The following is a 12,638-nucleotide window of genomic DNA, read 5'->3' on the forward strand; positions in this document are numbered from 1 at the left end:
GGACAGATGCCCGTACCTGTTTTTGATCTGCAGACCTTCGGGTCGGCACCGAACCAGTATACGACCGAGCAGGCGCTGGAGGCCGGGATCAACGCGGGCTTCGTGGCCCTCTGGAATGAGATCGTCGCAAAAGCCTCCCTCACCGCCCTCAACCGCCTCGGCGTCATCCCCTTGACCGATATCGGCGGCACGGCAAATGCGATCACCGCCAGCATCTCGGCATCGGTGGTTGCCGACGGCGTGACGCTCAACAACACGTCCACCATCTCCTTCACACCCTCGGCCAGCAACACCGGCAGCCCGGTCACGCTGTTCGTCGCGGGCGACCAGGCGCGGCTCCTGCGCGGCGAGGACGGCGGCGACATCCCGGTCGGCTATCTCAAGGCGAGCCGGTTCTACATCGCGCAGCGCTTCGGTGCGAACTGGAAGATCATTTCTGGCGGGGCGACGTTTGATGATCTGGTGGCGATTGGGTCGGACCTCGCAGCCCTCGGGCTGATTGTCGGCGGGAAGGCGGACCAGAACGCCCTGACCGCGGCGATCACCCAACAGCAGCAGGCCGACAACCTCGGCGACACGATCCGCCTGAACGTGGCGGAAGGGGGAACCGCGCAGGCCATCACCGCCACCATCCCGGCCGCACAATCGCATATCGCGCTCAGCGCAGGCCAACCCGTCCAGTTCCGCTGGCCGGTGACCAATACCGGGGCCGATCCGACGATCACCATCGGCGGCGTCGCCTATGCCATCAAGCGCAAGAACGGCGGGGCACTGGAGGCCGCCGACCTGATCGGGGGCAACCGCTACCGCGCCTTCGTCTTCCTCAACGATCCGGCAACTCTGCGTCTGGAAGGGGCGGCAGGCATGGGCGATATCAACGGGCTGGTCCAGGACCTGACCGCCAAACAGCTGCAGGCCGACCTGACGGAACGGGTCGCGCAGCGCGCGGACGATCGATCCCTGCCGCTCCTGTCGGATGGCGAGCCGGGCGAACTGGACTATCTCTTCTCGATCGGCGACGGCGCCGGTGGTCAGATGCTCGGCTTTCACCTCCTGCGCCGCATGATCGACCTGGGCTTCCCGCTCGCCTTCGGGCCGGGATCATCCTTTGTGGCCGGCGATAATGCACAATACCTGCTCTCGATCGAGGATGAAGGCGGCAACCCGATATTCGCCATCGGTCGTGACGGAACGGTCCATGGCGGCGCCATGTCGGGTGGCGGTTCGACCGCCGGCGTCGATGTCGAGGGTTTCGCTGCCAAGCGCGCGGCAGACGAGGTTCCCATCCTCGACGACGACGAACAGACCTCGATCAAGACCTTCACCACCGATCGCGAGATGTATGTCGGGACACCCTTCCGGGGTCAGAACTTTGCCAGCGGCGAGGCCGGGGCCGGCGTCGATGTCGGATGGCTGCCCCCGAATGGCGAGGTCAACATCGAGCTCAACCACGACGCCGCCTATATCTACTCGCGCATCGGCTTCGGCGGCACCGCACACAACACGCTGGTCCGGACGCCCGGCGTCTACACCGTGGTCCGCGTGTTCCGCATCGTCGGGCGCATCATCTATCACGTGATGACCGGCTCGGTCGTGGAATCGAGCACTGCGCCGATCCGCGCCCGCTCCATCGCCTTCGGCGGGCAGTCCCATATCGCGGGCGGTTTCGCCCAGGGCCTGGTTGCCGGGCTGCTGGACGGGATGGCCAACATGCAGTGGCGGCCGGGCGGCAACTGGATGCCCACACCGGTGCACTGGACGCCGCATTGCATCAACGGGGCGACCGGGGCCACCGCGATCACCAGCATCAGCCAGCCGTCCTGCTGGTGGATTAACGATACCCAGTCGGACGGCCCGGCCCTGACGACCTGGAAGAACCGCATCACGACCGCCGTCACCGACGGCCAGCCGGTGCCCGAGGACGTGATCTGGGCGCAGGGCGAGGGGGACACGCAGGCGCTGACCAACGGCACGCTGTCGCTCGCCGTCCACTGGGCCGACATGCAGGCCGTGTTCAACGAGATGCGGAACTTCCTCATCGGTCTCGGCGCGACCGATCCCCAGTTCTATATCGGCATGCTGGGCTGCGGCGAATCCAGCGGCCTGCGGGCCAGATCGCGCGGCTACACGGCCGTGCGCCAGAACTACCTGCGGCTGATCGCCGAGACGGCATGGGTCCACTATGCCTGCGAGCTCTACGACCTGCCGAGGGTCTACAACGACATCCACTACAATTTCCTCGGGCATTACACCCACGGTTATCGCTACAGCCGCGCGGTCAACAATGTGCGGGCCGGCCAGAACAACCGCCTCGGGCCGCAGGTCACATCGGCCACGCTGGAGGATGGCGGCCGCACCGTCCGGCTGACCATCTCCGGGGGCGATATTCGGATGCCCAGCAATCCAGCCGCGCCCTGGATCATCCCGGCAGGCGGCGACGCGCAGTCGCCGGGCGTTCCGGTCACGCGGGTGCGCACCGATGGCAACGACCTGCTGGTGACCGCGGCGCAGGACCTGACCGGCTGCCGGGTCATCTATCCCGACGGCGCCGTGCCCAACCCTCGCGGCGACAGCATCATCTACGATGTCTCGGACGTGCATGTGAAAATGCCCGGCCTGCCGCTCAGAACCTTCATCACCGACCCGCTCAGCTAAAGCCAAGGAGGCCCAGATGGCCGGATTGCAGATCATCATTCCCGGAGCCGACTTCTCGGACAGCGGCATTCCCCGCAACACCCGCTACATCCGGGGAACCGAATTGCCGGCAGCCGGCGCGCTTGGCCTGTTCCTGCTGGAGGAGGGCACGCCCGGCAGTGTCTGGTCCGGGGCGTTCGAGAACCTGGTGCCGGGAACGGCTCCTGGCCGCGTATTCCCCGGCTGGGCGGCCCCGAGGATGCGCAATTTCGGCAGCGCCCGCGGCGGCTTCGAGGTCCCGAACATCAACGGTACCCTGATCGATACCCGCATCCCGGCGCAGCGCAGCCAGTTCACCATGGCCATGGTCGTCCGGACACATGCCAGGCGCAGCAGCGTGTCGCCCTACAACCTCATCCACATGACGACCAGCGACACCGCAAACAATCTGCCTGCCAGCAACGAGGGCAACCTCAACCTGATCAACAGCGGCTCGATCTGGGGCATGGGGGCGGCATTGTCCAACCCGCCGGGCCCCTTCATCCGCTTCGGCCCGCCAATCTCCAACAGCGGCAGTTTCACCGCCATGACCAATACCCTCGGCGTTCAGGACCAATGGAACGCGATCGCGATTTCGGTCGATGGTCCTGCTGGTTCAGCCCGCTTCCAGAGCCTGACCGATTTCCGCACCATCACCGATGCGGAGCGCGGCAACACGCTGATCCAAGACGCCTTCGTGACCAATCTCAGCCAGCGCAACGGCACCTTCCTGTTCGGGGGCGCCGTCAATGGCCCGAACCGCGACAGCGAGGGACCTCTGGTCGATGTGATGTGCGCGGCCGTCTACGGCATCCCGCACGGCGCGGCGGGAATCGAGACTATCCTGCGGGGGTTGGCGCAGATTGCTGCCGGCCGGGGCGTGGCGGTGGCGGGGTATTGACGATCCGGCCCCGCCTCGCGCGAGGCCTCTCTAAGCGCGAGCAGATAGGCCCCTCGCCCGGGTAATCTGGGGTGTGGGCGAGGGGGTCGCCCCGAACTGCCAATGCCCGGAGCGGGAAGACCATAACATGGCATCCGCGCAGCATCATGACGCCTCGCCGTTTCGTGATGGGAAAACGCCCCCGGCCGGACTGATGGCGGCGACCGGGGGCTGCCCCTCGCACCAATCCCCAGGGCGATTCCCGCCATAGCACAAATCGCACCGAACGGTGCGGAAATCTTCATGCGCAGGAGGCGTGATGACTGACAACGAGCCCGGCCTGTTCCAGCAGGTCCTTTTCTATATCGCCATGATCGGGGCATGGATCGCTGGCGAAGCTGGGCGGGCGGCACTGGCCGGCGCGGCGGGCGGCTTCGTTCGCTGGCTGACCTCGGAGCGGCGCCGGATCCGCGATGGCGTCGTTTCGGTTGTCGCGGGTGCGCTGATGGCGCGCTATGCCAGCCCCGTCATGCTGGCGCTGCTGGAGCGATGGCTGGGCGAGATGAGCGGCGACGTGGCGGGCGCGGCAGGCTTCGCGGCCGGGCTGGCCGGGATGTCGCTGGCCAAGCTGATCCTCGGCGCGATCGATGCCAATGTGCGCCGGATCAGCGGAGGGAGCCCTGATGCCTGACTGGCTGCGCGCCTGGCTGCGCGAGGAGGCGCGGGCCTGGGCCTTCGCGCTGGCGCTGTTCATCACATTGGCGGTGGTGCGGGTGGTCTAGCGCATCGCTGCCAGTTCCGCCTCCAGCTTCTCCAGCGCGGCAATCGTCTCGTCATAGGCGCTGCCGGACTTGGGAAACTCCCGCTTCATCTTGCGGTAGAAGGCCAGCCATTTCGGCAGGTCCTCCAGCGGATAGGTCCCATGCCATTCCCGCTTGCGCAGCGTGAACGTGGATTCGTCATGTGTCGTCGTCGCCATGGCGGCGTGATGGACCGCGCCGCCAGGTGAGGCAAGCCCCTGGATCGCCGGCCAGCGGAATAGCCGCCAGCCGCGACCCGTTTTCCAACCACACCGAGGATACAGCCATGAGAAACGCACCCGTGCGCTATATCGTGCTGCACTACAGCGCGACCTATGCCGATCAGGATCTCGGCGTCGCCGACATACGCAAGATGCACCTCGCCCGCGGCTTCAGGGACGTGGGCTACCACTATGTCATCAAGCGCGACGGCACCGTCGAGAAGGGCCGGCCTGACAGCGTCACCGGCGCCCATGTCGCGAGCCACAACACCGGGACCATCGGCATCTGCTGCATCGGCGGGCTGGAGCGCGCCACCGGGCCCAATGTCGGCGTGGACAATCGCACCGACGCGCAGAAGGCCGCGACGATCCGGCTGGTGCGCGATCTGCTGGCCAGACATCCCGGCGCCCAGGTGGTCGGTCATCGCGACCTCGGCCCGACGCAATGCCCCGGCTTCGACGTGCGCAGCTGGTGGGCTTCGGTCGATCCCGGCAGCGCCTCGACCGTCACCACACCCGAGATCCCGCCGACCATCCGCCGTGGTTCCAGTGGCCAGCACGTCGCCAATGCCCAGCACCGCCTTCTGGCGCGCGGTTATGCCATCGCCTCTGACGGGCTGTTCGGCCCGCAGACCGAGGCGGCAGTTCGCCAATTCCAGCGCGCCAACGGCCTCGTGGCTGACGGGATCATCGGCCCCCGCAGCTGGGCCGTGCTGCTGGACTGACCATCATCATTGGAAAGGACACAACATGTTCCGCATCATCCGTGAAATCTCGGCCACGGTCCGCATGGCCAACCAGATCGCCGCTCAGGCCGGTGATGGCCCGCGCTGGTCGCTGTTCATCACCAACCGCAGCTTCATCGCCCAGGCGGTGGCCACAGGCTTCGCGCTGCTGGCAATCTTCGGGATCTTCCTGCCGGTCGGCGCCGAGGAGGTGGCCGAGATCATCGGCCTGGTCGGCTACCTGATCGCACAGGGCTGGGCACTGGCTGAACGCTTGATGGGCCGGACCCGCGTTGTCTGGTCGCGCCCGCAGGCCGTCGAGGCGGTTCAGGAAGCCGACGCCCTGTCGAAAGCCCTGCGCGATGCCGGCGCGCTGTGAGGGGCCGCAGGATCTGGCCGAGGTGGCGCAGCCTCTGGCGACGCCTGCGACGCTCGGCATCACCAAGGATGGTCTGACCATTTGGCGGGCGGGACAGCCGATCCTGCATGTCCCGTGTGAGGCGCCGCCGGGGATCGCGCTGCGGTGTCTGGTGGCGTGGCATGAGGGGTCGTGAGATTGAGCCCAAAGCCGTCATTCTTGGTGCTTTTTCAGGCTGCAGCTTATACGTTTAGTGGGCGGTGAAAATGCCGTAGGACAATATCCACTCGATGGTTGCTACTACACCCATTCGATCCATGGGGATCTCGCCGGGGTGGAGATTTTCAAGAAAATGTGAAACCTTGAAGGTATAGCCACACTCAATTGCCGCGCCGAAGCCTTCGGCGGCCGATCGATCAGCAGACTGAGAAAGGGACGCATGACACAGACACCCCCGCCCGGAAAGCCGTTTCGCAAGGATCACAAGGGCCGACCCGGCGACCCTCGGCACGAACGGAACGCGCTGACCGGTCAGCATGCTCCTGAAACCGATGCCGACGTTGAGGCCCTGCCGGTGCCCGAAGGTCCAACCGAAATCATCTCGACCGATTACGAGATTGGACAGGACAATATCGAGGGCCGCCGGCTGGTCGCCTTCGACATCCACAACCCGGTCTTCATGATCTCGGCCGTGGCGGTGGTGGTCTTCACCGTGGCCACGCTGCTGTTTCCCGCCACGCTCGGGCCGTTCTTCGCCGGGCTGCGCGATGTCGTGACCAGCCGCTTCGACTGGTTCTTCCTGATCGCCGGCAATGTCTTCGTGCTGCTGAGCCTGGGGCTGATCTTCTCGCCCCTGGGCTCGGTGCGGCTGGGCGGCCCCGAGGCCACGCCGGATTTCAGCCTGACCGGCTGGTTTTCCATGCTGTTCGCCGCCGGGATGGGCATCGGGCTGATGTTCTATGGCGTCAGCGAACCTCTGGGCCACTTCACCGCCTCGCTTGGCGGGCCGGTGGTCGAGAACGGCGTGCGCACCGACTGGGCGCCGCTGGACGGCGCGGTCGGGGACGAACTGGCCGCCCGCCGTCTGGCGATGGCCGCGACGATCTTCCACTGGGGGCTGCACCCTTGGGCGATCTATGCGGTGGTGGCGCTTGCTCTGGCGCTGTTCGCCTATAACAAGGGGTTGCCGCTGACGCTGCGTTCAGTCTTTTATCCGATCTTTGGCGAAAGGATCTGGGGCTGGCCGGGCCATGTCATCGACGTGATGGCAGTGCTGGCGACATTGTTCGGGCTGGCCACATCGCTGGGGATCGGGGCCGAGCAGGCCACAGCCGGCTTCGGCTTCCTGTTCGGCTGGACCGCAACCGATACCTCGAAGACCGTGCTAATCATCCTTATCACCGCCGTGGCCACTGGCTCTGTAGTCATGGGCGTCGAGAAGGGCGTCAAGCGGCTATCCGAGATCAATATGGTCATGGCGATCATCCTGCTGCTGTTCGTGATCCTAGTTGGGCCGACATGGCAGATCATCACCGGTTTCTTCGGCAATCTGGGCGCCTATGCGACGAATATCCTGCCGCTGTCGAACCCGTTCGGACGCGACGACGACAATTTTCGTCAGGGCTGGACGGCCTTTTACTGGGCCTGGTGGATCAGCTGGTCGCCCTTCGTCGGCATGTTCATCGCCCGCGTCAGCCGTGGCCGCACTGTGCGGCAGTTCCTGATCGCGGTGCTGATCGTGCCTTCGCTGATCTCGGTGCTGTGGATGACGACATTCGGCGGCACGGCGATCTCGCTCACGCTGGCGGGCTTTTCCGGCGTGACCGATGCGGCGCTGGAGTTGCAGTTGTTCCAGATGCTGTCGCAGCTGCCACTGACTGCGATCACCAGCTTCGTGGGCATCGTGCTGGTCATCGTCTTCTTCGTGACCTCGTCGGATTCGGGCTCGCTGGTGATCGACACCATCGCGGCAGGCGGCAAGATCAACGCGCCGGTGCCGCAGCGCATCTTCTGGTGCAGCTTCGAGGGGCTGGTCGCCATCGCGCTGCTGCTGGGCGGCGGGCTGGCCGCCTTGCAGGCGATGGCGGTGTCGACCGGGCTGCCGTTTACCATCGTGCTGCTGGGGGCATGCTTCGCGATCGTGAAGGGCCTCATCGCCGAAAAGCGCGAACTCACCTGACTGGCGCTGGCGGGCATTCGTGACGGGCGGACCGGATCCCGCCCGTTTCCGGGCACCATCTATCCGTGCGCTTCACGCTTCCGCACACCAAAAACTTTGCTAGCCTACCTCCGGTGATACAGGGAGAAGCCCGGGATGAACTCATTGGTTCTGATAGCAATCGGCTTGCTGGGGATCATGGCTGGCTGGGCGTTTCATTCACGTTTCATCGCCAACAGGATCTACCGACTCGATCCGGACTTCGTGACACCTGCGCATCAGTTCAGGGACGGGGTCGATTACGTGCCTACCAACCGATATGTGCTGTGGGGGCATCATTTCACTTCGGTCGCGGACACGGCAGCGATACGAGGCGGGCGAGAGGAAGAAGGTGAAAGAGGTGTGGCCGGATCGGTGACGACCGCCCTGCCCTATGGGGTTTGCTCTTTGGTTCACTGAACCTGCGCAGGCGCGTTCTGGCTGCACAAACCGGGAACGCGCCTGCTTTAGGGGCTGCTTATTTGCACAGATTCTCAGTATCTGCGCGGGGTGCCAGTCCCTCCTAAGGGGCAGGTTACAGGTTCGAATCCTGTCGGGGTCACCATGCCAGCCCGCACCGCCCCTGCCCCCGCGACATGCCGGCCGCAGGTATACCGAACCGGATATTGCAGCCTGCCGGCGCCGGGTCCAGAAATCCCCTGCCCGGACAATCGCTTGCCAATTCGGCCCCGCCCCCCTGTTCCGGGAAATGGACCGAAGGTCAGGATGGACTGGATAAATACAACTTTAACTTGACTCGTCTATCCTGCCGGAAAAGATCGCTGTACATATTTCCCGGAGAATCAATATGATGAGAACATGTCTTGCGCTCGCAGCACTCGCCATGGTTGCGGCCTGCTCGATCAACCCCAGGAATTACGAAACCGAGCCGGTCACGGTCGAAACCGCCGAGGGGGCCGTAACCTGCCAGCTCTACACCAAGCGGATGCTGGACTGGGACCGCGCGGTCAGCCGCCCCGCCACGATGAGCGTCGAGGCCGCCGACGAGGTCTGCCGGGAAGAGGGCAGGCGCCAGCAGGCCGAGGGCTGAGCCCGCCATCCGGCCATGAAAAAGGCGGGCCCGGTCGCAGCCGGCCCGCCTGATCCTGCCTACCCGTCGCCGGGCTCAGATCGGATGATCGCCGGTCGCGTCGATGACGCGGGTGGGCAGGCCCATCTCGCCCAGCAGTTCCAGGAAGGGCCGGGCGGGCAGTTCCTCGACATTGACCATCTTCTTCACGTCCCAGACCCCGCGCGCGATCAGGATCGCGGCGGCGACGGGCGGCACCCCGGCGGTATAGCTGATGCCCTGCGAGCCGACCTCGGTGAAGGCTTCCTTGTGGTCGGCGACGTTATAGACGAAGACCTCGCCCGGCTTGCCGTCCAGGCTGCCCTTGACCAGATCGCCGATGCAGGTCTTGCCCTCGTAGTCGGGCGCCAGGCTGGCCGGGTCGGGCAGCACCGCCTTGACCAGTTTCAGCGGCACGACCTCCAGCCCCTCGGCGGTGGTCACCGGCTGTTCGGACAAGAGGCCCAGGTTCTTCAGCACGGTGAAGACGTTGATGTAGTGATCGCCGAAGCCCATCCAGAAGCGCACATCGGCGTCGGGATAGCGCGCGGCCAGGCTGTGGACCTCGTCATGGCCGGACAGATAGGCGGTGCGCTTGCCGACCACGGGCAGGTCCCATTCGCGGCCGATCTCGAACATCGCGTTCTCTTTCCACGCGCCGCCCTGCCAGCTGTAGACCGTGCCGGTGAATTCGCGGAAATTGATCTCGGGGTCGAAATTCGTCGCGAACCAGCGGCCATGCGAGCCGGCATTGATGTCCACGATGTCGATGCTGTCGATCCTGTCGAAATACTCGTCCTCGGCGAAGCGGGCATAGGCGTTCACCACACCCGGATCGAAACCCGCGCCCAGGATCGCGGTGATGCCGGCCTTCTCGACATCCTCGCGCCGCTTCCATTCATAGTTCGCATACCAGGGCGGCGTCTCGCAGATCTTGGCCGGATCCTCGTGGATCGCGGTGTCGATATAGGCCGCGCCGGCGCGGATGCAGCCTTCCAGCACCGTCATGTTGATGAAGGCAGAGCCCACATTGACCACGATCCCGGCCTCGAGCTTGCGGATCAGCGCCTCGACCGCATCGGAATCCATCGCGTCCAGCGCATGGCTGGTGAAGGGCATCTGGTGCCCCTTCTCGCGCAGCGAGTCGATGATCGCGTCGGCCTTGGCGACGGTGCGGCTGGCGATGTGCAGATCGCCGAATTCGGCCGCCCATTGGGCAAGCTTGTGGGCCGAAACCTGCGCGACACCGCCCGCGCCGATGATCAGGACGTTCTTCTTGGCCAATTCTGTCTCCTTCAGGTGGCAGAGGTTGGGGCGCCTTCAGCCAAGGCTGCCTTTGTAGTCGTCATAGGAAAAGCTGCGCGCGATGCGGATCGTTCCATCCTCTTCGCGAATCGCGATGGACGGCATGGCGACGCCGTTGAACCAGTTCTTCTTGACCATCGTATAGCCCGCCGCGTCGGCGATGCTGATCCGGTCGCCGATGGCCAGGGGCTGCGGAAAGCGCGCCTCGCCGAAGATGTCGCCCGCCAGGCAGGTCTTGCCGGCGATCTGGTATTCGTGGGTGCCGTCCCGCGGCAGCTTGGCGGTCTCGCGATAGATCAGCAGGTCCAGCATATGCGCCTCGATGCTGCTGTCGACGATGGCCACGTCCTTGCCGTTGTTGATGATGTCCAGGACCGAGACCTCCAGCGTGGTCGAGCGGGTGATGCTGGCCTCGCCCGGTTCAAGGAACGCCTGCACGCCGAAACGGTCCTGGAAGGCGCGCAGCCGGTCGGCCAGCCTTTCCAGCGGATAACCCTCGCCGGTGAAATGGATACCGCCGCCCAAGGATACCCAGTCCAGCCGCTGCAGGATGTCGCCGAATTCGGTCTCGATCCGGGTCAGCTGGTGGTCGAACAGGTCGAAATCCGCGTTTTCGCAATTGTAGTGGATCATCACCCCGCTGATGCGGTCCATCGCCGACTCCAGCCGCGAGATGTCCCATTCGCCTAGGCGACTGAACGGCCGCGCCGGGTCGGCCAGGTCGAAGCCGCTGGTGGAAAAGCGCGGGTTCAGCCGCAACCCGCGGGTGATGCCGGCGGCCTTGTCGCCGAAGCGGTCCAGCTGCGACAGGCTGTTGAAGATGATCTTGTCGGCATAGGAAATCGCCTCGTCGATCTCGTGATCGGCCCAGGCGACGGAATAGGCATGGGTCTCCTTGCCGAATTCCTCGTGCCCCAGCCGCAGCTCGAACAGCGAGGACGAGGTGGTGCCGTCCATGTAGTCGCGCATGAAGCCGAAGACCGGCCAGGTGGCGAAGCATTTCAGCGCCAGCAGCGCCTTCGCGCCGCTGCGGTCGCGCAGAAACGCCACCTTTTCCATGTTCCGGCGCAGCGCGGCCTTGTCGATCAGGTAATAGGGCGTCTGCGGCTCGGTCATGAGGCAACCTTCGAGGGGCAAAAGCGGAAGGGCCGATATAGTCCCCTGCCCCGGTTTTCGCAAGGAAGGCTGACAGCCGCGTGACAGTCCGGCGACGGTGCTATGCGTTGCCGGCGAAGCGGCGGAATTCGCGCTTCAGCAATTCCAGCTCGGCGCGCAGATGCTCGACCTCGGCGACCAGGTCGTCGGCCAGGACCGAGCCCGCCAGCAGCGGCAGCCGCGCCAGCAGCGCCGCGCCGGGGCCGGGCGGCTCGTCGCCCTGGCCGTCATCGGCGATCAGCACCAGGCTGTGGATGCCGTCGGACAGGAACCGGGCGGGCAGGTCGGCCTCGATGCGCCAGGCGCCGTCGCCCGCCGGGGTGACGCTGGCCGTCGCCACCACCTGCGACAGATGGGTGACGACGACGCGGCCGGGCGCCTGCGGGCTTGCCAGGACGCCACTCCATCTGCCCGCCTTCAGGCCGTGATCGTCGAATTCGCTCATCTCCGGCTCCTTGCTGCGGCGGTTCAGATATCGGCGCGACTGTGGCGCGACATGACCAGGTCGGTCAGGGTCACGGCATTCATGTGCGGCGCCTCGAAGATCAGGTCCAGCCACAGCTTGTCCACCGCGCGCCGGCTCAGCTCGGCATAGCCCAGGTCGAATTCCACCACCCGTTCGGTGGTGCGGCCGGTCACGGGCTCGCCCAGCTGGCGCAGGATCACCTCGGTATTCGGCCCCTGAGAGATGTTCAGCCGCCCATAGACGGTGATCGGCCGTTCCGATTGCAGCGCCGTTCCCAGGCGCAGGATGTGATGGGCCGACAGCGCCTCGCGGGCGTCGGGGGGCAGGTCCAGCGACAGCGACAGATAGCTGCCGGCAAAGCCCATCACCTCCAGCCGCAGCCCGTAGGGCGCAAGGTCCGTCGCCCGGCGGTTGACCTGCTGGCGCAGGATCAGCGAGCGGTGCGGGCAGTCGTGCCACAGCGCGACCTCCTCGCCCAGCCGCTGGCCGTTTTCCGGGGCGGCCATGCCGGCGGGCTGCATCGGGCCGCTGAACATCATCGGCCGCCAGCGCCAGTCGGTGCCCGGCGGGAAATGCAGCGCCTCGACCGGAGTGCCGGACTGGGCGGCGGCCTCGCTGGCCTGCAGGAACAGCGACAGGTCGCGGCGCAGGTCCTGCGCCTCTTCGCGCAGGCGGCGGCCGGGGCGCTTGCTTCCCGCGCGGACCGCCGCGCCAAGGCGCCGCCATTGCTCGGCCGCGCGGCGCCTGATCCGCCTGCCAAGCCAGCTGGAAGGATCCATCGCCACCCCG

General features: G+C 65.8%; 14 protein-coding genes. 8 read left to right on the plus strand and 6 right to left on the minus strand.

Annotated features, from left to right (window positions below):
- Nucleotides 1–6 precede the first annotated feature (6 nt).
- The 3 genes from C9E82_RS13360 to C9E82_RS13370 all read left to right on the plus strand — a co-directional run bounded on the left by C9E82_RS13360 (nt 7) and on the right by C9E82_RS13370 (nt 4,244).
- Nucleotides 7–2,655: a hypothetical protein gene (locus C9E82_RS13360; RefSeq protein WP_119898365.1), complete on the plus strand. Its 2,649-nt coding sequence runs from the start codon at nt 7–9 to the stop codon at nt 2,653–2,655.
- A 16-nt stretch (nt 2,656–2,671) separates the two neighbouring features.
- Nucleotides 2,672–3,574 carry a hypothetical protein gene (locus tag C9E82_RS13365; RefSeq protein ID WP_119898364.1) on the plus strand — a complete coding sequence of 301 codons (903 nt, stop codon included), beginning with the start codon at nt 2,672–2,674 and terminating at the stop codon, nt 3,572–3,574.
- Between the two features lie 298 nt (nt 3,575–3,872).
- Complete coding sequence (locus C9E82_RS13370; RefSeq protein ID WP_119898363.1) at nt 3,873–4,244, plus strand: hypothetical protein; 372 nt, start codon at nt 3,873–3,875, stop codon at nt 4,242–4,244.
- 87 nt (nt 4,245–4,331) lie between these two features.
- Here C9E82_RS13370 and C9E82_RS13375 read toward each other — a convergent pair whose 3' ends face one another.
- On the minus strand, nt 4,332–4,532 hold the full coding sequence (locus C9E82_RS13375; RefSeq protein ID WP_119898362.1) for a hypothetical protein: 201 nt from the start codon (nt 4,530–4,532) through the stop codon (nt 4,332–4,334).
- Between the two features lie 107 nt (nt 4,533–4,639).
- Between C9E82_RS13375 and C9E82_RS25030 the strand changes: the two genes are divergently transcribed.
- Nucleotides 4,640–5,299 carry a peptidoglycan recognition protein family protein gene (locus tag C9E82_RS25030; protein WP_119898361.1) on the plus strand — a complete coding sequence of 220 codons (660 nt, stop codon included), beginning with the start codon at nt 4,640–4,642 and terminating at the stop codon, nt 5,297–5,299.
- A 25-nt stretch (nt 5,300–5,324) separates the two neighbouring features.
- Nucleotides 5,325–5,678, plus strand: a complete 354-nt coding sequence (locus C9E82_RS13385; protein WP_119898360.1) for a hypothetical protein — start codon at nt 5,325–5,327, stop codon at nt 5,676–5,678.
- A gap of 229 nt (nt 5,679–5,907) precedes the next feature.
- On the opposite strand, the gene C9E82_RS24520 is transcribed toward C9E82_RS13385, so the two are convergent.
- Entirely contained in the window at nt 5,908–6,195 is a 288-nt protein-coding gene (locus C9E82_RS24520; RefSeq protein ID WP_170162085.1) for a hypothetical protein, read from the minus strand.
- Between C9E82_RS24520 and C9E82_RS13395 the strand changes: the two genes are divergently transcribed.
- The 3 genes from C9E82_RS13395 to C9E82_RS13405 all read left to right on the plus strand — a co-directional run bounded on the left by C9E82_RS13395 (nt 6,181) and on the right by C9E82_RS13405 (nt 8,905).
- Nucleotides 6,181–7,836, plus strand: a complete 1,656-nt coding sequence (locus C9E82_RS13395) for a BCCT family transporter (protein ID WP_240643553.1) — start codon at nt 6,181–6,183, stop codon at nt 7,834–7,836. The two genes, C9E82_RS24520 and C9E82_RS13395, sit on opposite strands and share 15 nt — an antisense overlap.
- Before the next feature lie 135 nt (nt 7,837–7,971).
- Nucleotides 7,972–8,274 (plus strand): carbon starvation CstA family protein, encoded by a 303-nt coding sequence (locus tag C9E82_RS13400; RefSeq protein WP_119898357.1) that lies wholly within the window; start codon nt 7,972–7,974, stop codon nt 8,272–8,274.
- Nucleotides 8,275–8,665: 391 nt separating this feature from the next.
- Entirely contained in the window at nt 8,666–8,905 is a 240-nt protein-coding gene (locus tag C9E82_RS13405; protein WP_119898382.1) for a hypothetical protein, read from the plus strand.
- Nucleotides 8,906–8,980: 75 nt separating this feature from the next.
- On the opposite strand, the gene C9E82_RS13410 is transcribed toward C9E82_RS13405, so the two are convergent.
- The 4 genes from C9E82_RS13410 to C9E82_RS13425 all read right to left on the minus strand — a co-directional run bounded on the left by C9E82_RS13410 (nt 8,981) and on the right by C9E82_RS13425 (nt 12,628).
- On the minus strand, nt 8,981–10,207 hold the full coding sequence (locus C9E82_RS13410) for a saccharopine dehydrogenase family protein (RefSeq protein WP_119898356.1): 1,227 nt from the start codon (nt 10,205–10,207) through the stop codon (nt 8,981–8,983).
- A 36-nt stretch (nt 10,208–10,243) separates the two neighbouring features.
- The gene (locus C9E82_RS13415) at nt 10,244–11,344 is read right to left on the minus strand and encodes a carboxynorspermidine decarboxylase (protein WP_119898355.1); all 1,101 of its coding nucleotides are present in this window, start codon (nt 11,342–11,344) and stop codon (nt 10,244–10,246) included.
- 100 nt (nt 11,345–11,444) lie between these two features.
- Nucleotides 11,445–11,828: a hypothetical protein gene (locus C9E82_RS13420; protein WP_119898354.1), complete on the minus strand. Its 384-nt coding sequence runs from the start codon at nt 11,826–11,828 to the stop codon at nt 11,445–11,447.
- A 23-nt stretch (nt 11,829–11,851) separates the two neighbouring features.
- A complete protein-coding gene (locus C9E82_RS13425; RefSeq protein ID WP_240643552.1) occupies nt 11,852–12,628 on the minus strand; it encodes a DUF6478 family protein in 777 nt (258 codons plus the stop codon).
- Nucleotides 12,629–12,638 lie beyond the last annotated feature (10 nt).

The organism is Paracoccus sigandri, from assembly GCF_003709565.1.
GTDB classification, from domain to species: Bacteria; Pseudomonadota; Alphaproteobacteria; order Rhodobacterales; family Rhodobacteraceae; genus Paracoccus; species Paracoccus siganidrum.

Bases quoted from the DNA above. Each gene is read 5' to 3' on its own strand.
- C9E82_RS13360 (WP_119898365.1), top strand. From the start codon at position 7: ATGCCCGTACCTGTTTTTGATCTGCAGACCTTCGGGTCGGCACCGAAC.
- C9E82_RS13365 (WP_119898364.1), top strand. From the start codon at position 2,672: ATGGCCGGATTGCAGATCATCATTCCCGGAGCCGACTTCTCGGACAGC.
- C9E82_RS13370 (WP_119898363.1), top strand. From the start codon at position 3,873: ATGACTGACAACGAGCCCGGCCTGTTCCAGCAGGTCCTTTTCTATATC.
- C9E82_RS13375 (WP_119898362.1), bottom strand. From the start codon at position 4,532: ATGGCGACGACGACACATGACGAATCCACGTTCACGCTGCGCAAGCGG.
- C9E82_RS25030 (WP_119898361.1), top strand. From the start codon at position 4,640: ATGAGAAACGCACCCGTGCGCTATATCGTGCTGCACTACAGCGCGACC.
- C9E82_RS13385 (WP_119898360.1), top strand. From the start codon at position 5,325: ATGTTCCGCATCATCCGTGAAATCTCGGCCACGGTCCGCATGGCCAAC.
- C9E82_RS24520 (WP_170162085.1), bottom strand. From the start codon at position 6,195: ATGCTGACCGGTCAGCGCGTTCCGTTCGTGCCGAGGGTCGCCGGGTCG.
- C9E82_RS13400 (WP_119898357.1), top strand. From the start codon at position 7,972: ATGAACTCATTGGTTCTGATAGCAATCGGCTTGCTGGGGATCATGGCT.
- C9E82_RS13405 (WP_119898382.1), top strand. From the start codon at position 8,666: ATGAGAACATGTCTTGCGCTCGCAGCACTCGCCATGGTTGCGGCCTGC.
- C9E82_RS13415 (WP_119898355.1), bottom strand. From the start codon at position 11,344: ATGACCGAGCCGCAGACGCCCTATTACCTGATCGACAAGGCCGCGCTG.
- C9E82_RS13420 (WP_119898354.1), bottom strand. From the start codon at position 11,828: ATGAGCGAATTCGACGATCACGGCCTGAAGGCGGGCAGATGGAGTGGC.
- C9E82_RS13425 (WP_240643552.1), bottom strand. From the start codon at position 12,628: ATGGATCCTTCCAGCTGGCTTGGCAGGCGGATCAGGCGCCGCGCGGCC.